The organism is Pseudomonas sp. B707 (genome assembly GCF_022496685.1).
Taxonomy (GTDB): Bacteria; Pseudomonadota; Gammaproteobacteria; order Pseudomonadales; family Pseudomonadaceae; genus Aquipseudomonas; species Aquipseudomonas paraglycinae.
Map to the genome: position 1 here is coordinate 481,312 of NZ_WTVE01000025.1, position 19,950 is coordinate 501,261.

At 59.6% G+C, this 19,950-nt stretch carries 20 protein-coding genes; 10 read left to right on the top strand and 10 right to left on the bottom strand.

Features of this window, described 5'->3' with window-relative positions; translation table 11 throughout:
• Nucleotides 1–5: 5 nt before the first annotated feature.
• Nucleotides 6–1,484 (top strand): anthranilate synthase component I, encoded by a 1,479-nt coding sequence (gene trpE, locus GQX66_RS14790; protein ID WP_039768096.1) that lies wholly within the window; start codon nt 6–8, stop codon nt 1,482–1,484.
• A 70-nt stretch (nt 1,485–1,554) separates the two neighbouring features.
• On the opposite strand, the gene estP is transcribed toward trpE, so the two are convergent.
• Nucleotides 1,555–3,465, bottom strand: coding sequence for an esterase EstP (gene estP, locus GQX66_RS14795; protein ID WP_129972170.1), 1,911 nt, complete (start codon nt 3,463–3,465; stop codon nt 1,555–1,557).
• A 403-nt stretch (nt 3,466–3,868) separates the two neighbouring features.
• On the opposite strand from estP, the gene GQX66_RS14800 reads away from it, so the two are divergent.
• The 4 genes from GQX66_RS14800 (at nt 3,869) to GQX66_RS14815 (ending at nt 7,149) form a co-directional block, all read left to right on the top strand.
• Nucleotides 3,869–4,462, top strand: coding sequence for an aminodeoxychorismate/anthranilate synthase component II (locus GQX66_RS14800; protein ID WP_007956309.1), 594 nt, complete (start codon nt 3,869–3,871; stop codon nt 4,460–4,462).
• Nucleotides 4,463–4,471: 9 nt separating this feature from the next.
• Nucleotides 4,472–5,521 carry an anthranilate phosphoribosyltransferase gene (gene trpD, locus GQX66_RS14805; protein WP_039768098.1) on the top strand — a complete coding sequence of 350 codons (1,050 nt, stop codon included), beginning with the start codon at nt 4,472–4,474 and terminating at the stop codon, nt 5,519–5,521.
• Nucleotides 5,518–6,354, top strand: a complete 837-nt coding sequence (gene trpC, locus GQX66_RS14810) for an indole-3-glycerol phosphate synthase TrpC (RefSeq protein WP_007956311.1) — start codon at nt 5,518–5,520, stop codon at nt 6,352–6,354. The genes trpD and trpC overlap by 4 nt, the downstream gene beginning before the upstream one ends.
• A 96-nt stretch (nt 6,355–6,450) precedes the next feature.
• Nucleotides 6,451–7,149 (top strand): lipoate--protein ligase family protein, encoded by a 699-nt coding sequence (locus GQX66_RS14815; protein WP_085746576.1) that lies wholly within the window; start codon nt 6,451–6,453, stop codon nt 7,147–7,149.
• Nucleotides 7,150–7,159: 10 nt separating this feature from the next.
• On the opposite strand, the gene crp is transcribed toward GQX66_RS14815, so the two are convergent.
• Nucleotides 7,160–7,804 carry a cAMP-activated global transcriptional regulator CRP gene (crp, locus tag GQX66_RS14820; RefSeq protein ID WP_007956313.1) on the bottom strand — a complete coding sequence of 215 codons (645 nt, stop codon included), beginning with the start codon at nt 7,802–7,804 and terminating at the stop codon, nt 7,160–7,162.
• 236 nt (nt 7,805–8,040) lie between these two features.
• Between crp and GQX66_RS14825 the strand changes: the two genes are divergently transcribed.
• Together GQX66_RS14825 and speD are read left to right on the top strand one after the other, a co-directional pair.
• Nucleotides 8,041–8,463 carry an OsmC family protein gene (locus tag GQX66_RS14825; protein WP_003228794.1) on the top strand — a complete coding sequence of 141 codons (423 nt, stop codon included), beginning with the start codon at nt 8,041–8,043 and terminating at the stop codon, nt 8,461–8,463.
• 237 nt (nt 8,464–8,700) lie between these two features.
• Complete coding sequence (gene speD, locus GQX66_RS14830) at nt 8,701–9,495, top strand: adenosylmethionine decarboxylase (RefSeq protein ID WP_007956315.1); 795 nt, start codon at nt 8,701–8,703, stop codon at nt 9,493–9,495.
• A 62-nt stretch (nt 9,496–9,557) separates the two neighbouring features.
• Here speD and coq7 read toward each other — a convergent pair whose 3' ends face one another.
• From coq7 to hemJ, 6 genes are all read right to left on the bottom strand, one after another.
• Complete coding sequence (coq7, locus tag GQX66_RS14835) at nt 9,558–10,205, bottom strand: 2-polyprenyl-3-methyl-6-methoxy-1,4-benzoquinone monooxygenase (protein ID WP_007956317.1); 648 nt, start codon at nt 10,203–10,205, stop codon at nt 9,558–9,560.
• A 107-nt stretch (nt 10,206–10,312) separates the two neighbouring features.
• Entirely contained in the window at nt 10,313–10,651 is a 339-nt protein-coding gene (locus tag GQX66_RS14840; RefSeq protein WP_007956318.1) for a histidine triad nucleotide-binding protein, read from the bottom strand.
• Between the two features lie 80 nt (nt 10,652–10,731).
• The gene (locus GQX66_RS14845; RefSeq protein ID WP_007956321.1) at nt 10,732–11,520 is read right to left on the bottom strand and encodes an SDR family oxidoreductase; all 789 of its coding nucleotides are present in this window, start codon (nt 11,518–11,520) and stop codon (nt 10,732–10,734) included.
• Between the two features lie 61 nt (nt 11,521–11,581).
• The gene (locus GQX66_RS14850) at nt 11,582–12,532 is read right to left on the bottom strand and encodes a DUF805 domain-containing protein (protein ID WP_085746575.1); all 951 of its coding nucleotides are present in this window, start codon (nt 12,530–12,532) and stop codon (nt 11,582–11,584) included.
• A gap of 70 nt (nt 12,533–12,602) precedes the next feature.
• Entirely contained in the window at nt 12,603–13,571 is a 969-nt protein-coding gene (locus GQX66_RS14855; RefSeq protein WP_085646872.1) for a nitronate monooxygenase family protein, read from the bottom strand.
• A gap of 33 nt (nt 13,572–13,604) precedes the next feature.
• Nucleotides 13,605–14,033, bottom strand: a complete 429-nt coding sequence (gene hemJ / locus GQX66_RS14860; RefSeq protein WP_007956328.1) for a protoporphyrinogen oxidase HemJ — start codon at nt 14,031–14,033, stop codon at nt 13,605–13,607.
• Nucleotides 14,034–14,168: 135 nt separating this feature from the next.
• Between hemJ and argC the strand changes: the two genes are divergently transcribed.
• Nucleotides 14,169–15,203 carry an N-acetyl-gamma-glutamyl-phosphate reductase gene (argC, locus tag GQX66_RS14865; RefSeq protein ID WP_011336183.1) on the top strand — a complete coding sequence of 345 codons (1,035 nt, stop codon included), beginning with the start codon at nt 14,169–14,171 and terminating at the stop codon, nt 15,201–15,203.
• A gap of 168 nt (nt 15,204–15,371) precedes the next feature.
• Nucleotides 15,372–15,722 carry an iron-sulfur cluster insertion protein ErpA gene (gene erpA, locus GQX66_RS14870; RefSeq protein ID WP_003228776.1) on the top strand — a complete coding sequence of 117 codons (351 nt, stop codon included), beginning with the start codon at nt 15,372–15,374 and terminating at the stop codon, nt 15,720–15,722.
• A gap of 72 nt (nt 15,723–15,794) precedes the next feature.
• Here erpA and GQX66_RS14875 read toward each other — a convergent pair whose 3' ends face one another.
• Nucleotides 15,795–16,886: an anhydro-N-acetylmuramic acid kinase gene (locus GQX66_RS14875; protein ID WP_134022021.1), complete on the bottom strand. Its 1,092-nt coding sequence runs from the start codon at nt 16,884–16,886 to the stop codon at nt 15,795–15,797.
• A 3-nt stretch (nt 16,887–16,889) separates the two neighbouring features.
• Nucleotides 16,890–18,314 carry a peptidoglycan DD-metalloendopeptidase family protein gene (locus tag GQX66_RS14880; RefSeq protein WP_240869843.1) on the bottom strand — a complete coding sequence of 475 codons (1,425 nt, stop codon included), beginning with the start codon at nt 18,312–18,314 and terminating at the stop codon, nt 16,890–16,892.
• 210 nt (nt 18,315–18,524) lie between these two features.
• On the opposite strand from GQX66_RS14880, the gene tyrS reads away from it, so the two are divergent.
• Nucleotides 18,525–19,724, top strand: a complete 1,200-nt coding sequence (tyrS, locus tag GQX66_RS14885) for a tyrosine--tRNA ligase (protein ID WP_011336180.1) — start codon at nt 18,525–18,527, stop codon at nt 19,722–19,724.
• The last annotated feature ends 226 nt before the right edge of the window (nt 19,725–19,950 follow it).

Below are 19,950 nucleotides of genomic sequence, written 5' to 3' on the forward strand. Positions count from 1 at the left end.
ACCCTATGATCCGCGAAGAATTCCTGCGTCTGGCCGCTGACGGCTATAACCGCATCCCGCTGGCCTGCGAAACCCTGGCCGACTTCGACACTCCGCTGTCGATCTACCTGAAACTGGCCGACCAGCCCAACTCCTACCTGCTCGAATCGGTGCAGGGCGGCGAGAAATGGGGCCGTTACTCGATCATCGGCCTGCCGTGCCGCACCGTGCTGCGAGTTCACGATCATCACGTGAGCATCACCGTCGATGGTGTCGAAACTGAAAGCCATGACGTTGAAGACCCGCTGGCCTTCGTCGAAACCTTCAAGGCCCGCTACAACGTGCCGACCATTGCCGGTCTGCCGCGCTTCAACGGCGGTCTGGTGGGTTACTTCGGTTACGACTGTGTGCGCTATGTAGAGAAGCGCCTCGGAAAATGCCCGAACCCGGATCCGCTGGGCGTGCCGGACATTCTGCTGATGGTTTCCGATGCGGTGGTGGTGTTCGACAACCTCGCCGGCAAGATGCACGCAATCGTGCTGGCCGACCCGGCGCAGGCCGATGCCTACGAGCAGGGCCAGGCGCAATTGCAGGAGTTGCTGGAAAAACTGCGTCAGCCGATCACCCCGCGCCGTGGCCTGGATTTCAGCAAGCAGCAGGCGGCCGAGCCGGTGTTCCGCTCCAGTTTCACCCAGGATGACTACGAAAAAGCCGTCGACACCATCAAGGAATACATCCTCGCCGGTGACTGCATGCAGGTCGTGCCGTCCCAGCGCATGTCGATCGACTTCAAGGCGGCGCCGATCGATCTGTACCGCGCACTGCGTTGCTTCAACCCGACGCCGTACATGTACTTTTTCAACTTCGGCGACTTCCATGTTGTCGGCAGTTCGCCGGAAGTGCTGGTGCGGGTCGAAGACAACCTGATCACCGTGCGCCCGATTGCCGGCACCCGCCCTCGCGGGGCCACCGAAGAGGCGGACGTGGCGCTGGAAGAGGACCTGCTGTCCGACGACAAGGAGATCGCCGAGCACCTGATGCTGATCGACCTCGGTCGCAACGACACCGGGCGCGTTTCGGAAATCGGCTCGGTGAAACTTACCGAGAAGATGGTCATCGAGCGTTATTCCAACGTGATGCACATCGTGTCCAACGTCACCGGTCAGTTGAAAGCCGGGCTGACGGCGATGGACGCACTGCGGGCGATCCTGCCGGCGGGCACTTTGTCGGGCGCGCCGAAGATCCGTGCGATGGAAATCATCGACGAGCTGGAGCCGGTCAAACGTGGCGTGTATGGCGGGGCGGTCGGTTACTTCGCCTGGAACGGCAACATGGACACCGCGATTGCGATCCGTACCGCCGTGATCAAGAACGGCGAGCTGCACGTGCAGGCCGGTGGCGGCATCGTCGCCGACTCGGTGCCGGCGCTGGAATGGGAAGAAACCATCAACAAACGCCGGGCGATGTTCCGCGCTGTTGCGCTCGCCGAGCAAACCCCGGACTGAGTGATTGATGCTTCAGCTATAAAAAAAACGCGGCGCCTGTGAGGGCGCCGCGTTTTTTATGGCCTGCGAATCAGAAGTCGAGCGCTACGCCGACGTTGATCCCTTGCTGGGTGAAGTCGTCATCCTTGCGGATGTCGTAGCTCGCGCGCAATGCCAGATCCTTGGTGAGGTTGTGGCTCACGCCGAGGTTCAGGCGGTTCAGGTTGGTTTGAGGGGCGTAGCCGGCCAGGGTATAGCGGTTGTTCGGCAGGCTGTTGAGGTTCATCGTCACATTCTGGGTGTCGTCATTGTACTCGCGCTCATGAGCCAGTTCGCCGAACACCTGGGTCTGCGAGGTGATCTGGTACTTGCCCTGGATCCCGAGACCGAGACGGCGGGAGATGCGCGACTGGTCATCGAACGTCAGCGCGGTGGAGTCGGCGCCGTTTTCCGAGTAACCATCGACTTCAACCTTGGCAAAGTCAGCACTGACGAATGGCGACAGGTGCCATGGGCTGCTCGCTTCTGGCGCAATGTCGTAACCCACGCGTCCGCTGAAGGCCAGAACATAGCCGTCGGTATCGCCTTTCTCGCCGCGTTCGTTGACTCCCAGCTGGAATTTGCGTTTGAGGCTGTCGTAATCCAGATGCCCGGCGGTTACGGCGGCGTCACCCCACCAGCGGTTCTGCTGGTACTGGGCGAATGCGGTGCCCAGATAAGTGTTCAGCTTGTAGTCCGAATCGTTGTCGCCGGCCTCGAGTTTCTGATTGTAGAAACCGGCCGCCACACCCACGCGCCAGGCATCGTTGAGGCGATAGCTGCCGCCGATGTTCAGGTTGTAACCGTTGCCGTCGGCGCTGGCGCCGCTGCGCTGGCTGTCGAAGTCCTGTTGCTGGCCGCCGCCGGCGACAATCGCCCGCCATTGGCCAACGGCCTGCCAGTTTTCCCAATCCGCCAGCCACTGGTTGCGCAGTTCATCCTGATGCGAGCGCAGGGTGCCTTGAGCCATTTGCGGCAACAGGGTCGCTTCCCATGGTGCGGCCAGCAGCGAGTAGGCGTAATCGGCAATCAGGCGCTGCCCGGCTTCGGTCGGGTGGACGGCGTCGTTGTAGATCAGCTTGGTCGGATCCGGGGTGGCGCTGTTGATGCCATACCGGGCGTTTTCCGTGCAGCTGTTGCCGCTGAAGCAGGTGCCGACCAGATTCTGGTCGGTCGCCAGGCCGAACTGCGCCGGATTGGCGAATGCCTCTTTGAGCAGAACCGGGACGTTCAGTGGGATGACGTTGGCATTGACGCTCTGCAACTGGCTGACCAGTTCGGTGTTGAACTGGGCGCTGAGTTGCGAGGTGAAGGCTTGTAGCGGCGAGCCGTTGATGGCCGGAGTCAGGCCGATGTCCGGCAACAGCCAGACCATAATGTAGCGGGCGCCGGCGCCTTGCAGCGTGCGGACGCTGTCGACCAGTCGATCGGCGGCGGCATTAGCCTGCGGAAGACTGGTGACGCGGCCCTGTAGGAAATCGTTACCGCCCCCGGTCAGGTAATACAGGGCATTCGGGTCCGCGCGGAAGCCGTTCGATGGCAGGTAACCGGCGCGGGTGCGTTCGCCGGTGGCGGACTGGCTGGTGATCGAGTCGAGAATCTGGTCGGTGCGGTAGCCGCCGACAGCCCAGTTGTTACCGTCCGGCTGGCCTTGGCCGGCACGAACTGCCGAGGACGAGGAGGCGGTTTGATCCGGTGTGAAACCGAGTCGGCCACCGAGCAGTTGCGTCGAGTTCAGCGAGCGGAGTTCACCGCTGCCGTCCAGATACACCGGGCCGGTGCGGTTGGTGTAGCGCTGCGTGGCGCCGGCCGGGCCGCCGCTGTCAGTGAAAGTCCCGGCATCGCTCAGGCTGTCGCCGAAAACCACGAAATTCGAATAAGGATTGGGTGCGGCGTTCGCCTGGGCGCAGGCCATCGCGAGCAGGCATCCGGCGAGCGGTACAAACAACGTCTGTTTGATCATGAGCAAGTCCGTTTATTTATTGTTGTAGTGAACGAAACGACAGTACCAAAAACTTCCGGCGTTTTGCCATCGGTCGTCAACCCTCCCATTGTTTTATCCCCCACGGCCCCGGCCATATTGCACGCTCCGCCCAGCTAAGTTACTGTGCCGAAACGTATGAACGAGACCTTCCCCGTGTTGATCACCAGCAAACTTCTGGATCAAGTCATCAAGGCACACGCCCGCTGGCGTTGGCGCGCCTGAATCTTTTCTGCCGGCCCCGCCGGATCTGTATCGCTTTGCCTTCCTTGCCCGTTTGAAATGCCGCTGTGCCGATGCGACCTGCGCGTCCGGCAGTGTGCAGCGCCCTGGCAAGTCATCCGAAGGCTGTCTTCAAGTCAGAATTCAAGAGGTTCGAAACGCCATGTTGCTGATGATCGACAACTACGACTCCTTTACTTACAACGTTGTGCAATACCTCGGCGAGCTGGGTGCCGAGGTCAAGGTGGTGCGCAACGACGAACTGACCATTGCCGAAATCGAAGCGCTCAACCCTGAGCGGATCGTCGTATCCCCTGGCCCGTGCACACCGACCGAAGCCGGCATCTCCATCGAAGCCATCAAGCACTTCGCCGGCAAACTGCCGATCCTCGGCGTCTGCCTCGGTCACCAGTCCATCGGCCAGGCTTTTGGCGGCGATGTCGTCCGCGCCCGGCAAGTGATGCACGGTAAGACTAGCCCGGTATTCCACGAGGACAAGGGCGTGTTTGCCGGTCTGAACCGTCCGCTGACCGTCACCCGCTATCATTCCCTGATCGTCAAACACGAAACGTTGCCCGATTGCCTAGAGCTGACGGCGTGGACCCAGCACGATGACGGTTCGGTCGACGAAATCATGGGCCTGCGTCACAAGACCCTGAACATCGAGGGCGTACAGTTCCACCCGGAATCGATCCTCACCGAACAGGGCCATGAACTGTTTGCCAACTTCCTCAAACAAACCGGCGGCACGCGCTAAGGACTTTCCATGAATATCAAGACAGCCCTGAGCCGTATCGTCGATCACCTCGACCTCAGCACCGATGAAATGCGCGACGTGATGCGCGAAATCATGACCGGCCAATGCACTGACGCGCAGATCGGCGCGTTCATGATGGCCATGCGCATGAAGAGCGAGAGCATCGACGAGATCGTCGGCGCCGTGTCGGTGATGCGCGAGCTGGCGGACAAGGTCGAACTCAAGACCCTCGACGGCGTGGTCGATGTGGTCGGCACCGGCGGTGACGGGGCAAACATTTTCAACGTGTCGACCGCGTCTTCCTTTGTGGTCGCCGCAGCTGGCTGCACCGTGGCCAAACACGGTAACCGTGCAGTGTCGGGCAAGAGCGGCAGTGCCGACTTGCTGGAAGCCGCCGGCATCTACCTCAACCTGACCCCGGTTCAGGTGGCGCGCTGCATCGATAACGTCGGCATCGGCTTCATGTTTGCCCAGACTCACCACAAAGCCATGAAATACGCCGCCGGCCCGCGTCGCGATCTCGGCCTGCGTACCTTGTTCAACATGCTCGGCCCGCTTACGAATCCGGCCGGTGTGAAACATCAGGTGGTGGGCGTGTTCACCCCGGCGCTGTGCCGGCCGTTGGCTGAAGTCTTGCAGCGTCTGGGCAGCAAGCACGTGCTGGTGGTGCATTCGAAGGACGGTCTGGACGAATTCAGTCTGGCGGCGCCGACGTTTGTCGCCGAGCTGAAGGACGATCAGATCACCGAATATTGGGTCGAGCCGGAAGATCTGGGCATGAAGAGCCAGAGCCTGCACGGCCTGTCGGTCGAAGGCCCGGAAGCGTCGCTGGCGCTGATCCGCGATGCACTCGGCAAGCGCAAGACCGAGAACGGTCAGAAGGCTGCCGAAATGATCGTGCTCAATGCCGGTGCGGCGCTGTACGCCGCCGACCTGGCGACAAGTCTGAAAGAGGGCGTGGCACTGGCCCACGACGCTCTGCACACCGGTCTTGCTCGGGAGAAACTCGAGGAGTTGGGTGCCTTTACCGCGGTATTCAAAGTGGAGAATGAGGGATGAGTGTACCGACGGTTCTGGAAAACATTCTGGCCCGCAAGGTTCAGGAAGTCGCCGAGCGTAGCGCTCGTGTGAGCCTGAGCGAGCTGGAAAGTCTGGCCAAGGCGGCCGATGCACCCCGTGGTTTTGCCCAGGCATTGCTGGCGCAGGCCAAGAAGAAACAACCGGCAGTGATCGCCGAAATCAAGAAAGCGTCGCCGAGCAAGGGCGTGATCCGCGAGAACTTCGTTCCTGCCGACATCGCCAAAAGCTACGAGAAGGGCGGGGCGACCTGCCTGTCGGTGCTGACCGACATCGACTACTTCCAGGGCGCCGATGCCTACCTGCAACAGGCCCGCGCGGCCTGCTCGCTGCCGGTGATCCGCAAGGACTTCATGATCGATCCGTACCAGATCGTCGAAGCCCGTGCGCTGGGCGCCGATTGTGTGTTGTTGATCGTCTCCGCACTGGATGACGTGAAAATGGCCGAACTGGCGTCGGTCGCCAAAGACGTCGGCCTCGATGTGCTGGTGGAAGTGCACGACGGCGATGAGCTGGAGCGCGCGCTGAAAACCCTCGACACGCCGCTGGTCGGGGTCAACAACCGCAATCTGCACACTTTTGACGTCAGCCTGGAAACCACCCTCGACCTGCTGCCGCGCATTCCGCGCGATCGTCTGGTGATCACCGAGAGCGGGATCCTCAACCGTGCCGATGTCGAACTGATGGAAATCAGCGACGTTTACGCGTTCCTGGTCGGCGAAGCATTCATGCGCGCCGAAAGCCCGGGCATCGAACTGCAGCGTCTGTTTTTCCCGGAGCGCGGCGTTCCGGTGAGCGGTTCGACCCTCGACTGATCGAGTCTTCGCAGGCGCCCGTTCCCCTGTGGGAGCGGGCTTGCCCGCGAAGGCGGCATAAGATTCACCTCAGACTCAACGTCCTATGGAAACCTTATGATCCCCACATCCCTGACCATCGAAGCCGGCCTGCAAGCCGAACAGCATCTGCTGGCCTCGGTCTGCGCTGGTGATGCCGAATTTGGCTTGCTGTTCTGGCAGCCCAGCGACCGCGCTTTGGTCATGCCACGTCGTTTGAACCGCTTGCCCGGATTCGATCACGCCTGCGAAACCTCCGCTGCTGCCGGCTGGCCGGTGTTGCTGCGTGAGACCGGCGGCGAACCTGTTCCGCAATCGGCGTCGACCATCAATATTGCGCTTGTCTACGCACCGCCTCGCAGCGAAGGCGATCTGAACCGCATCGAAACCGGTTACCGGCGGCTGTGCGATCCGATCTGTGAGTTGCTGGATGAGTTGGGTGGCACTTCGTCGCTGGGTGAAATCGACGGTGCGTTCTGCGACGGTCGCTTCAACGTCAATCTCGACGGTCGCAAGATGGTCGGCACCGCCCAACGCTGGCGCCAGAGTCAGGGTGGTCAGCGACCGGTGGGGTTGGTGCACGGTGCGATGCTGGTGGAAGACGAACGTGAGTCGATGGTTGCGGCGGTCAATCGATTTAATGAAGCGTGTGGCCTGGAGCAACGGGTACGTGCCGCCAGCCACATCGCTCTGCATGAGAAATTCCCGGCGCCCCATGCACTGGCGCGTCTCGATGAACTCTTTCGTTTGATGCTGGCGCAGATCTACGCCGGTTGAGCTTTGGAACTCAGCGGGTGCCGAAGACCACCATGGTCTTGCCTTTCACATCCACCAGGTTGCGTTCCTCAAGATCCTTGAGCACGCGACCGACCATCTCTCGTGAACAACCGACAATCCGGCCGATTTCCTGACGGGTCACCTTGATCTGCATGCCGTCCGGGTGAGTCATCGCGTCCGGTTGTTTGCACAGCTCCAGCAAACAGCGAGCGACACGGCCGGTGACGTCGAAGAACGCCAGGTCGCCGACCTTGCGTGTGGTGTTGCGCAGACGTTGTGCGATTTGTCCGCTGAGGACGTAAAGAATGTCTGGATCCTGCTGCGACAGTTCGCGGAACTTGGTGTAGCTGATTTCCGCGACTTCGCATTCAACCTTGGCCCGCACCCAGGCGCTGCGCTGTTGCTCCTGGCCGGCTTCTTCGAAAAGACCCAACTCGCCGAAGAAGTCCCCGGCATTCAGGTAGGCGATGATCATCTCGCGGCCGTCGTCGTCCTCGATCAGGATCGTGACCGAGCCGCGGATGATGAAGTACAGCGTGTCGGAGCGATCCCCGGCGCAGATGATGTTGCTCTTGGCCGCGTGACGGCGGCGCTGGCAATGCATCAGCAGCTTGTCGAGGTTCTTGATTTTGGGTGTGGGGGTAATACCAACCATGGTTGTATCCCGAAAAGACTGCACGGTTATATTTGGTTTTTATATGAGGCGCTGAGGCGGTCGCTACACAGTCTGGCGAAGGCGCCAGTGAATTGGCGCCAGCTTACCAGACACTTCGTCGAAATTTCGAGAAATCGCCTACGTCAAAGGTGCATTCGTCCCAGGAACGTGCTCGCTGTCCGGGCAGGGCCCTGTGCTAAGCTGGCGACCCTTTTTTCTACAGTGGAGTCTTGACGATGAAGGCACGCATCCAATGGGCTGGCGAAGCCATGTTCCTCGGCGAATCCGGCAGCGGTCATGTCGTGGTCATGGACGGTCCGCCGGACGCCGGTGGTCGTAACCTGGGTGTCCGCCCGATGGAAATGCTCCTGCTGGGTGTTGGTGGTTGCAGCAACTTCGACGTGGTCAGCATTTTGAAGAAGTCCCGTCAGGCCGTTGAAAGCTGCGAAGCCTTTCTGGAAGCCGAGCGCGCGACCGAAGATCCGAAAGTGTTCACCAAGATCCACATGCACTTCGTGGTCAAGGGTCGTGGTCTGAAAGAAGCCCAGGTCAAACGCGCCATCGAACTGTCTGCCGAGAAGTATTGCTCGGCCTCGATCATGCTCGGCGCAGCTGGCGTAGCGATCACCCACGACTACGAAATCGTTGAACTCGGCTGAGCCGACATTCAACTATCATAAAAGCAGTGCAGACTCTGGCGATCCCCCGCTGACGTCTGCATAATGCGCCACTTTTTTCAGGGCCGTGATCAGTCAACCGACGGGTCATCCGCCTGAACAGATAACCAAAATCGCCATCGCGAAGAGGTGTTAACCGTCCTACGCAGGTGCGTTGTTCGCACTTGACGGGCATGCTTGATCACGCGGCCGTGCCGCATACATAGAGAGTTTTTAACGGTGAAAAGCAAACTCAAGCTCCACGGGTTCAATAACCTGACAAAGACCTTGAGCTTCAACATCTATGACATCTGCTACGCGGAAACCCCGCAAGACCAGCAGGCTTACGTCGAGTACATCAATCAAGAGTACAACGCCGAACGCCTGACGCAGATCCTCACGGAAGTTGTCGAAATCATTGGTGCCAACATTCTGAACATTGCGAGTCAGAACTATGAGCCTCAGGGTGCCAGCGTCACGATTCTGATCTCGGAAGAGCCGGTGACCCCGACCGAAAGCCAGATCGAAGAATCCCCGGGCCCGTTGCCCGAAATCATCCTGGCCCACCTCGACAAGAGCCACATCACGGTGCACACCTACCCGGAAATCCATCCGGACGCCGGTATTGCGACTTTCCGTGTGGACATCGATGTGTCGACCTGTGGTGTCATTTCACCGCTCAAAGCGCTCAACTTCCTCATTCACCAGTTCGATTCGGACATCGTGACCGTGGATTACCGTGTGCGCGGCTTCACCCGTGACGTTGAAGGCAACAAGCATTTCATCGATCACGAGATCAACTCGATCCAGAACTACCTCTCCGAAGACACCCGCGACGCGTACCAGATGACCGACGTGAACGTGTATCAGGAAAACCTGTTCCACACCAAAATGCTGCTGAAGAACTTCGAACTGGACAACTACCTGTTCGGCGATGCCACCAGCAATCTGTCTTCCGAGCAACGTGCTCAGGTGACCGAGCGTGTGAAACACGAAATGCTGGAAATCTTCTACGCGCGCAATATGCCGAGCTAAGAAATCCGGGCACAAAAAAAAGGCGACTGCTTTGCGGCAGTCGCCTTTTTTGTGGGCGTTTTTCAGATCCGGTAAGTGCTCTTGGTCATCACTTTGGCCAACAGGCTCATGCCGAACTTCACCGGCGCCGGGAAGCGGAAGCCGCCGGCCTCCAGTGCGCTTTCCGCGTGATGTTCTTCATCGATACGCATCTGCTCCAGAATCGCCCGGGATTTTTCGTCCTCGGCCGGCAGTTGCTCCAGATGCTCGTTCAGATGCTTGCACACCTGATGCTCGGTGGCGGCAACAAATCCGAGGCTGACCTTGTCGCTGATCAGCCCGGCGACTGCGCCGATGCCGAACGACATACCGTAGAACAGTGGGTTGAGCACGCTGGTGTGGCTGCCCAGCTGGTGAATGCGCTGTTCGCACCAGACCAGATGATCGATCTCTTCTTCGGCCGCATGCTCCATGGCCTCGCGCACCTGCGGCAGCTTGGCGGTCAGCGCCTGGCCTTGATACAACGCCTGGGCGCAGACTTCACCTGTGTGGTTGATGCGCATCAGGCCGGCGACGTGGCGGGTGTCTTCATCGCTCATCTGCACATCGGGCTGCACGATTGCCGGCGACGGACGGTACGGCTGGCCGCTGAAGGGCAGCAAGGTACGCATCGCGGCATCGGCTTGCAGCAGAAGACGATCAATGGGCGAGTAGTGACGTTGGGTAGTCATGCTGACCTCCGGGAAGAATCTCGGCGGCCAGTTTAACCGAATCGGCCGGGGAAGGTTTGCGCTGGGTCATGTGGGAGCAGGGCGCTCCCACCGATCTGCGGGTTCAATCAGCCCGGCGGCCAGTTCATCTGGCGTTGACCGAGTACGTGCATGTGAATGTGGTAGACCGTCTGCCCGCCCATTTCATTGCAGTTCATCACCACCCGGAAGCCTTCCTCGCAACCCAGTTCCAGCGCCAGACGCTGGGCGGTGAACAGGATATGCCCGGCCAGTGCCTTGTCGTCTTCGGTCAGGTCGTTGAGGGTACGCACCGGTTTCTTCGGGATCACCAGAAAATGCACCGGTGCCTGTGGGGCGATGTCGTGGAACGCCAGAACCTGGTCGTCCTCGTAGATGATCTTCGCCGGAATTTCCCGGTTGATGATCTTGGTGAACAGAGTATCCACAGCTGTTTTCTCCGTTGTGTGAGCTGGGCTGAGTGTACCCACGGAGGATCACCACGCCCAGCCATTTGCCTGTCGGCCCTTCAGCGAGGGCAGTAAGCTTTGTTGACCATGCCGACGATGGTGCGGTTGAGCCAGCGCGAACCGAGCCGAGGCAGAAAGGCGAACCAGCGGTTTCGGCGTCCGGGAATGATGATCGCGCGGTTTTTCTCCAGGGCGCGCACGGTATACAGCGCGACCTCCTCGGGACTCATCAGCAGTTTGCTGGCGTTGAGTTTGTCGTTGTTCAGTTGTGCGGTTCTGAAGAACGCGGTGCGGGTCGGGCCGGGGCAGAGCACCGACACCTTGACCGCACACTTCTTCAGTTCCACCCGCAGTGCTTCCGAGAAATGCAGTACATACGCCTTGCTGGCGTAGTAGGTGCTCATCCACGGCCCGGGGTTGAAGGCTGCCACCGACGCGACGTTGAGAATCTGCCCGCCGCCCTGCAACGCCATGCTGTTGCCGATGGCATGGCAAAGGCGGGTAAGGGCGAGGATGTTCACTTCGATCAGGTCCTGTTCGGTCATCCAGTCCTGGGCCAGGAACGGGCCGCAAGTACCGATGCCGGCGCAATTGACCAGCAGATCGATTTGGCGATCGCCTTCTTCAAGCTCCAGCAGAAAACCGGACAGGCGCAGCGGCTCGCCAAGATCACAGGCGCGGAACAGCACTTCCACGCCGAAGCGCTGGGTCAGTTCAATCGCAATGCTTTCCAGCTGATCACGCTGGCGAGCCACCAGAATCAGGCTGCGGCCACGGCGCGCCAGGGCTTCGGCCATGGCCAGGCCAATGCCGCTGGAGGCGCCGGTGATCAGAGCGTAACGGGTCATGCAAATCTCCATCGCAACAGCGCCGCGCCGTGGACGCAGGTGTCACGGCGGGGAGCGTTGTTCATTCTTTCGCCGAGTCTACAGGGGCGAGGGTGGCTTCGGCTGCATCGTCTGCCGAATTCGCGGTGGGCTCGACTTCCACATCGATTTCATCGGTGGTCACCGAGCCGCTCTCGTAGCTGCTTTCAAGACTGCTTTCGTATTCCTGCTGGATGGCGGTAATCCCGCCCAGCATGCCGCCCATGAAAAACAGCCCGATAAACACGATCCACAAAGAGCACAGCACTTTGACTGCCGTGCTGTTCGGCGGAGGCGGTGGGCCATAGCGATTGGCGCCGGTATTGCCCGGCACGACCATGATCACCAGCGGGAAGAAGCTCCCCACGAACGGCACCAGCGTCAGCAGCCAGAGCCAACCCGACCAGCCGATATCGTGCAGGCGCTGAATGCTGAACAGGATCCCGACGATCGCGAAGGCCAGAAACAGGAAGAAGGCGAGGAGACCGCCGATGATCAGGCCGGTCGTCGAGTCGGCGCTCACCAGGCCCAGACCGATCAGCGCGAACACGCTGACGATTGGCAGGGCTACCAGGCTCAACACCATCGACCATGCCAGGTAACGCAAGCGGCCGATCCGGCCTTCAACGCTGAACGGTTTGAGAGGTGCGAATGCCGGCAGGTTTTCACCGACGACGGCGCGAGGCGGCGCATAAGGCGAGTCAGGCTCCGCAACGGCGGCGCTTTGTTCGTGGACATCCGACAGGTTCAGTTCGATGGGTGTTTCCGTTTCGATCCGGGCATCGATCCCGGTCTTGCCCAGCGCTTGCAGGTAGGTCTGCGCATCGCTGTGGGACAGATCACGCTTGAGCGCGACGGTGCGGCCATTGAACAGGCGCTCGATGGCGGCGACATCGCTTTTGAACAGGTCGGCCAGGTTGAGCTTGGCCGTGGTGATATCGACGCCGGGCTGGAGCGCGCCGTCGAAAACGATCTTGTAACGGGGTTCGCTCATGGCCGAGGCATCCTTGTCGCGAGATAAATTGAGTCTAAGGCCAGTCAGACAGCGACTGGACGGGTTTCATTCAACGTGGCCAGCGTTTCGGCAATTGTGCTGCGTGCTCCAGGGCCTGGCGGTATTCGGCATCGAGACGCGCCACCAGTTGATCCACGCTTGGCAGATCGTCGATCTGGCCTACGCCCTGACCCGCCGACCACACGGTTTTCCAGGCCTTGGCTTCGTCGTTGATCGGCTTGAGCTTGTCGCCGAAATTCACTTCGCCCTTGCCTTGCAGGGCGGCCATGTCGAAACCGGCGGCCTCCAGGCTTTGGCGCATGAAACTGGCCGGTACACCGGACACGGCAGGAGTATGAATGATGTCGGCGGCTTTGGCAGTCAGCAGCATCTCCTTGTAAGCGTCAGGCGCATGACTTTCAGTGGTGCCGATAAATCGCGTGCCGAAGTAGGCCAGATCCGCGCCGAGCAGTTGTGCGGCGAGAATCTCATGCCCATGGTTCAAACATCCTGCAAGCAACAGGGTCTTGTCGAAGAACTCGCGGATTTCGGCGATCAGCGAAAACGGACTCCAGGTGCCGGCGTGTCCACCGGCACCGGCTGCGACGGCGATCAAGCCATCGACACCAGCCTCGGCGGCTTTCTCGGCATGGCGACGGGTCGTTACGTCATGGAAGACCAGGCCGCCGTAACTGTGCACGGCGTCTACCAGTTCCTTCACGGCACCGAGACTGGTGATGACGATGGGGACTTTGTGCTCGACGCAGATGTCCAGGTCAGCCTGCAGGCGCGGGTTGCTGTGGTGGACGATCAGGTTCACCGCGTACGGCGCCGGGTTCTCCAATGTCGCCAGCCCCGCTTCGATCTGCTCCAGCCAGGCCTTGAACCCGCTGCTTTCGCGTTGGTTCAGCGCCGGGAAGCTGCCAACCACGCCGTTGCGACAGCACGCCAGCACCAGTTCAGGATTGGAGATAAGGAACATCGGCGCCGCCACTACGGGCAGGCGCAGACGTTGTTCGAGCAGAGCGGGCAGCGACATCGGAAGTACCCCGGAAAGTTGTATTTGTTGAAGTTAGAACGGCTTGACCACGACCAGAATTACGATAGCCAGCAATATCAGAACCGGCACTTCATTGAACCAGCGATAAAAGACATGGCTGCGGGTGTTCTCGCCACGGGCGAAACGTTTTACCTGCGCGCCGCACATGTGGTGGTAACCGATCAACAGCACGACCAGGGTCAATTTGGCGTGGATCCAGCCACCGCTGCTGAAGATGCTCGGGTTCAGGTAGATCAGCCAGCCGCCGAAGATCAGCGCGGCGATCATCGCCGGGCCCATGATGCCGCGATAGAGCTTGCGCTCCATGATGCTGAAGCGTTCCTTGCTGATCGTGTCTTCACTTTGCGCGTGATAAACGAACAGTCGCGGAAGATAGAAGAGGCCGGCAAACCAGCACACGATGCTGACGATATGCAGCGCTTTGATCCACAGATAGAGCATTTTGGGTTATTCCCTGATTCACGGTAGGCCCGATAGTAGAGGCTTGAGCGTCCGCACGTCACCTTGGCGGTTGTCGCAGGCGCGCGCGGCCCCTATTATCGACGGCTTTCCAGTGGGTTCGTTGAGGGCAGGTTTATGGTCAAGGTCGGTATCGTCGGCGGCACGGGTTACACCGGTGTCGAACTGCTGCGTCTGTTGGCACAGCATCCGCAGGCAGAAGTGGTAGTGATCACTTCCCGATCCGAGGCCGGTCTGGCCGTGGCTGATATGTACCCGAACCTGCGCGGTCACTACGACGGTCTGGCATTCAGCGTGCCGGACATCAAGACGCTGGGCGCTTGCGACGTGGTGTTCTTCGCCACTCCGCACGGCGTTGCCCACGCACTGGCAGGCGAATTGCTGGCGGCCGGCACCAAGGTCATCGACCTGTCGGCAGACTTCCGTCTGCAGGACGCCGATGAGTGGGCCAAGTGGTACGGCCAGCCGCACGGCGCGCCGGAGTTGCTGGACGAGGCGGTTTACGGTCTGCCGGAAGTCAATCGTGAGCAGATCAGGAAAGCACGCCTGATCGCGGTGCCGGGTTGCTACCCGACCGCGACGCAGCTGGGTTTCCTGCCGTTGCTTGAGGCGGGTATTGCCGACGCGTCGCACCTGATCGCCGACTGCAAGTCCGGTGTCAGCGGTGCCGGTCGTGGTGCTGCCGTAGGCTCGCTGTACTCCGAGACGTCGGAAAGCATGAAGGCTTATGCGGTGAAAGGTCACCGCCATCTGCCGGAAATTCGTCAGGGGCTGCGTCGTGCGGCGGGCAAGGATGTCGGTCTGACGTTCGTGCCGCACCTGACGCCGATGATCCGTGGCATTCACTCCACGCTCTACGCGACCGTGGTGGATCGCTCGGTGGATCTGCAGGCGTTGTTCGAGAAGCGTTATGCCAATGAGCCGTTCGTCGACGTGATGCCGGCTGGTAGCCATCCAGAAACCCGTAGTGTGCGTGGCGCCAACGTCTGCCGCATCGCGGTTCACCGCCCGCAGGATGGTGATCTGGTGGTAGTGCTCTCGGTGATCGACAACCTGGTCAAGGGCGCGTCGGGTCAGGCGGTGCAGAACATGAACATCCTGTTCGGGCTGGATGAGCGTTTGGGCCTGTCCCACGCGGGCATGCTGCCGTAACGACTGATCTAGCTTGGTAAAAAGGCCCGTCTGACGGGCCTTTTTGCATTCTGGTCGGTTGATCAGCTTTATTGATATACCGTAACAATAGTTGACCGATTTTCTAGGACAAGCGGATAATGCGCGTCATCACGCATTATGGCGGCGTAACGCCGGGAGATAGTCAGCATGAGCGTCGAATCCTTCACCCCCACGGCTTTGCAATTCACTCAAGGTGCCGCGCACAAGGTGAAGAGCCTGGTCGATGAAGAGGGGAATGATCGCTTGAAGCTGCGCGTATTCGTTACGGGCGGCGGTTGTTCAGGGTTTCAGTACGGCTTCACCTTCGATGAAGATGTGGCCGAGGACGACACCATCGTCGAGCGCGAAGGCGTCAGTCTGGTGGTCGATCCGATGAGCTTCCAGTATCTGGCGGGTGCCGAGGTGGATTATCAGGAAGGTCTGGAAGGTTCGCGTTTCGTGATCAAGAACCCGAATGCCACCACCACTTGTGGTTGCGGCTCCTCGTTTTCGATCTGAACGCGCTTCACCGAACACAATAAAACGCCGCAGAACCTCACGGTTCTGCGGCGTTTTGTTATCTGCGATTTGTCAGTTGGGGTAGATGGCGCCGAGTACGCGCAAGCCTTTGGCGCCGGTGACGCTCGGGCGATTGGCGGCGATGCCTTCCAGACAGCAGTGGGCCAGCCAGGCGAAGGCCATGGCCTCGACCCAGTCCGGATCGACGCCGTGGGTCGCGGTACTGGCGACTTTGGCATTCGGCAGCAGCCCGGCCAGGCGTTTCATTAGTGTGGCGTTGTGGGCGCCGCCCCCGCAGACCAGAAGCTCTTCGGTATTCGATTGAGCGCCTTGCAGCGATTCGACGATGGTCAGCGCCGTCAGTTCGAGCAGTGTCGCCTGTACGTTTTCGGGTGCGAAACCTGGCAGACGCGACAGTTGCTGCTCCAGCCAGGGCAGGTTGAAGACTTCGCGGCCGGTGCTCTTCGGGCCTTGGGTCACGAAAAACGGATCGCTGAGCAGGGCTTTCAGCAGGGTAGGCTCAACCTTCCCGCTGGCTGCCCACTGCCCGTTTCGGTCGAAGTTCTCGCCCCGTTGCTGATGAATCCAGGCGTCCATCAGCACATTCCCCGGCCCGCAGTCGAAACCGGCTACAGGCTTGTTCGGCTCAATCAGACTGAGATTGCTGAAACCGCCGACATTCAAGACCGCGCGGTTGCCGGTACGCTCTTCGAATAACGCTTCATGGAAGGCCGGAACCAAAGGGGCGCCCTGGCCGCCAGCGGCCACATCGCGACTGCGGAAATCGCTGACGACGGTGATACCGGTCAGTTCAGTGAGCAGGGCGGGGTTGCCGATCTGTACGGTGAAACCACGCGCCGGCTCGTGGCGAATAGTCTGGCCGTGGCTGCCGATCGCGCGAATGGCTTCAGGCTTGAGCTGTTGCCGTTCGAGGAGGGTATGGATCCCTTGCGCGGCGAGCTTCACCCAGTTCTGCTGGGCAATCGCCGAACGGGCGATCTCGTCAGGGCCGCTGGCGCACAAGCCAAGCAGCTCGGCGCGCAGGGTTTCAGGCATGGGGATGTAGTGCGTGGCGATCAGGTTGATCGCCGAGGATTGCTCGATCAGGGCGATGTCCAGCCCGTCGAGACTGGTGCCGGACATCACTCCGATATAAAGAGCCATGGCTTAACGCTTGCTCGAAGCCAGCATGGTGGCTTTTTCCTGGTCCATGCGAGCCATCAACGGCTGGCTCTGTGCCTGGAAGCGGGCGCGTTCGGATTTGGCGATCGGGTCGGCCATCGGCAGCTTCTGGCCCAGTGGATCGACGTGGACACCGTTGACCTGGAACTCATAGTGCAGGTGCGGGCCGGTGGACAGGCCGGTGGTGCCGATGTAACCGATCACTTGGCCCTGTTTGACGGTGCCGCCGGTCTTCACGCCCTTGGCGAAGCCCTGCATGTGGCCATACAGCGTACGGTAAGTGTTGCCGTGCTGGATGATCACGGTGTTGCCGTAACCGCCGCGACGGCCGGCCAGCAGCACTTTGCCGTCGCCGGCAGCCTTGATCGGCGTACCGCGTGGGGCGGCGTAGTCGACGCCTTTGTGGGCGCGGATCTTGTTGAGGATCGGGTGTTTGCGGCCCATGGAGAATTTCGAGCTGATGCGGGCGAAGTCCACCGGTGTACGGATGAATGCCTTGCGCATGCTGTTGCCATCGGCGGTGTAGTAGCTGCTGTTGCCCTGCTTGTTGGTGTAACGCACGGCGGTGTAAGTCTTGCCGCGGTTGGTGAAGCGGGCGGACAGGATCGGACCGTTGCCAACGGCTTTGCCATTGACCACTTTCTGCTCATAGATCACATCGAACTCGTCGCCTTGGCGGATATCCTGGGCGAAGTCGACGTCGTAGCCAAACACACTGGCCATATCCATGGTCAGGCTGTGGGACAGGCCTGCGCGGGCGGCGGACTGCGACAGCGAGCTGTTGATCACACCGTGCACGTAGGCGGTGCGAACAGTCGGTTTGGCGGTAACGCGGTTGAACACATAACCCTTATCGTTCTTGGTCAGAGTGATGGTTTCAACGTCGCTGACCTTGCTGTGCAGGTTGGTCAGCTGGCCTTGTGGGTTCAATTCGAATTCGAGTTTCTGGCCATGTTTGAGCTGGCTGAACTGCTTGGCTTGTTTGTCGCTGGCCAGCACTTCATGCACGGCCGCGGCCGGGAGACCGACTTTCTCGAACAGTGTTGAAAGCGTATCGCCCTTGGAGACGATCACTTCCCTGTGATTTGGGGCCTTCTTTTCTTCAGCTACCGGTGTCGGCGCTGGTGCGGCCTGAGCGGTTTCCTGCGTCTCTTCGGCGCTGTTTTCGATCTGTGCGAAAGGGGAAGCTACGGACTCATTTGTGGCTTGAGCTGCGTCGGCAGCGTCTTGATCTTGTGTCAGTTGTTCAGCAGGACTTTCCAGTTCAAGGCTCAGCGTTGTCTTTTTGGCTTCAACATCACTGGATGGAAACACCAGGAGCGCCAGGCTGAGAAGGGCGGCGATCCCACTCGCGGCGAGCAGGTGGGTCTTCGGGTAAAGCGGTGGCGCTTTAGACGGTTCAGTGGTCATAAGTAATTTGACTTTGAAAAAGATGAATTGGAAAAGATGAATGACATGATGAAGATGAAATAACTGTATAAAATATAACCAAATCATCCCTGAAGCAAGTCTGCGGACGCCCTGTCTGTGGATTGGCGTCCGTGCGCCGGGCAAAACTTGTATTTGGTGCGCGATCTTGTATGGTTGGTTCCCTTTGAATCTGAGCCTTGCGGGTCTGTTATGAAGTCGGTTGAAGAGCAGCTAGCGCTGATTAAACGTGGTGCGGAAGAACTGTTGGTCGAGTCCGAGCTGATCGAAAAGCTCAAACGTGGCCAGCCGCTGCGAATCAAGGCCGGCTTCGATCCAACTGCGCCGGATCTGCACCTTGGTCACACTGTGCTTATTAATAAGCTGCGCCAGTTCCAGGAACTGGGGCATCAGGTGATCTTCCTTATTGGTGATTTCACCGGAATGATCGGTGATCCGAGCGGCAAGAGCGCCACACGTCCTCCGTTGACCCGTGAGCAGGTTCTGGAAAACGCCGAGACCTACAAGACTCAGGTGTTCAAGATTCTTGATCCGGCGAAAACCGAAGTCGCGTTCAACTCCACCTGGATGGATCAGATGGGGCCTGCGGACTTTATTCGTCTGACTTCGCAATACACCGTTGCCCGTATGCTCGAGCGTGACGACTTCGACAAGCGCTACACCACCAATCAGCCGATCGCCATTCACGAGTTCCTCTATCCGCTGGTGCAGGGTTATGACTCGGTTGCTTTGCGCGCTGATGTGGAGCTGGGTGGTACCGATCAGAAGTTCAACCTGCTGATGGGGCGTGAGCTGCAGCGTGGTTATGGTCAGGAGGCGCAGTGCATCCTGACGATGCCGCTGCTTGAAGGTCTGGATGGCGTGAAGAAAATGTCCAAGTCGTTGGGCAACTACGTCGGTATTCAGGAAGCGCCAGGTGTCATGTATAGCAAACTGGTTTCGATTCCCGATGCGTTGATGTGGCGCTACTTCGAGTTGCTCAGCTTCCGTTCGATGGATGAGATCAATGCGTTCCGTGCTGATGTAGAGGCGGGCGCTAATCCTCGCGATATCAAGATCAAGCTGGCCGAAGAGATTGTCGCGCGCTTCCATGGTGAAGAGGCTGCGGCCAATGCTCACCGTGGCGCGGGTAACCGTATGAAGGACGGTGAGTTGCCGGATGATCTGCCAGAGGTCGAGCTGACTGCTGCCGAGGATATGCCGATTGCTGCTGTCCTTAATAAGGCAGGTCTGGTGAAGAACTCGGCAGCTGCTCGTGATCTGCTGGCTTCCGGTGGTGTACGCGTAGATGGTGAGGTGGTTGATCGCTCCTTTATATACGTACTGGGCGCGACTCACGTTTGCCAGGCCGGCAAGAAGGCTTTTGCACGGATTACGCTGAAATCTGAGTAAAGTTGAAATAAGGGGTTGACGGCGAATTCCAGAGGTCTATAATTCGCCCCACTTCCGGCGCAGTCGAAACGGAAAACTCCTTGAGATTCAATGAGTTAAGTAGGTTTCGAAAGCGGGTCGCTTCAGTTCATCGAAGTCTGGAAGGAGTTGGAAATGCCGGTTCTTTTGGTGCTTTCAACGGTTCGATCTTCTCGGTCGAAAGCGGAGAAAAAGAGGTGTTGACAGC

Excerpts from the sequence above, each read along its gene's own strand:
- trpD (WP_039768098.1), top strand. The coding sequence starts at position 4,472 with ATGAATATCAAGACAGCCCTGAGCCGTATCGTCGATCACCTCGACCTC.
- GQX66_RS14815 (WP_085746576.1), top strand. The coding sequence starts at position 6,451 with ATGATCCCCACATCCCTGACCATCGAAGCCGGCCTGCAAGCCGAACAG.
- GQX66_RS14850 (WP_085746575.1), bottom strand. The coding sequence starts at position 12,532 with ATGAGCGAACCCCGTTACAAGATCGTTTTCGACGGCGCGCTCCAGCCC.
- trpC (WP_007956311.1), top strand. The coding sequence starts at position 5,518 with ATGAGTGTACCGACGGTTCTGGAAAACATTCTGGCCCGCAAGGTTCAG.
- GQX66_RS14855 (WP_085646872.1), bottom strand. The coding sequence starts at position 13,571 with ATGTCGCTGCCCGCTCTGCTCGAACAACGTCTGCGCCTGCCCGTAGTG.
- crp (WP_007956313.1), bottom strand. The coding sequence starts at position 7,804 with ATGGTTGGTATTACCCCCACACCCAAAATCAAGAACCTCGACAAGCTG.
- coq7 (WP_007956317.1), bottom strand. The coding sequence starts at position 10,205 with ATGACTACCCAACGTCACTACTCGCCCATTGATCGTCTTCTGCTGCAA.
- tyrS (WP_011336180.1), top strand. The coding sequence starts at position 18,525 with ATGAAGTCGGTTGAAGAGCAGCTAGCGCTGATTAAACGTGGTGCGGAA.
- argC (WP_011336183.1), top strand. The coding sequence starts at position 14,169 with ATGGTCAAGGTCGGTATCGTCGGCGGCACGGGTTACACCGGTGTCGAA.
- GQX66_RS14880 (WP_240869843.1), bottom strand. The coding sequence starts at position 18,314 with ATGACCACTGAACCGTCTAAAGCGCCACCGCTTTACCCGAAGACCCAC.
- estP (WP_129972170.1), bottom strand. The coding sequence starts at position 3,465 with ATGATCAAACAGACGTTGTTTGTACCGCTCGCCGGATGCCTGCTCGCG.
- GQX66_RS14875 (WP_134022021.1), bottom strand. The coding sequence starts at position 16,886 with ATGGCTCTTTATATCGGAGTGATGTCCGGCACCAGTCTCGACGGGCTG.
- GQX66_RS14845 (WP_007956321.1), bottom strand. The coding sequence starts at position 11,520 with ATGACCCGTTACGCTCTGATCACCGGCGCCTCCAGCGGCATTGGCCTG.
- hemJ (WP_007956328.1), bottom strand. The coding sequence starts at position 14,033 with ATGCTCTATCTGTGGATCAAAGCGCTGCATATCGTCAGCATCGTGTGC.
- GQX66_RS14825 (WP_003228794.1), top strand. The coding sequence starts at position 8,041 with ATGAAGGCACGCATCCAATGGGCTGGCGAAGCCATGTTCCTCGGCGAA.
- erpA (WP_003228776.1), top strand. The coding sequence starts at position 15,372 with ATGAGCGTCGAATCCTTCACCCCCACGGCTTTGCAATTCACTCAAGGT.
- trpE (WP_039768096.1), top strand. The coding sequence starts at position 6 with ATGATCCGCGAAGAATTCCTGCGTCTGGCCGCTGACGGCTATAACCGC.
- GQX66_RS14800 (WP_007956309.1), top strand. The coding sequence starts at position 3,869 with ATGTTGCTGATGATCGACAACTACGACTCCTTTACTTACAACGTTGTG.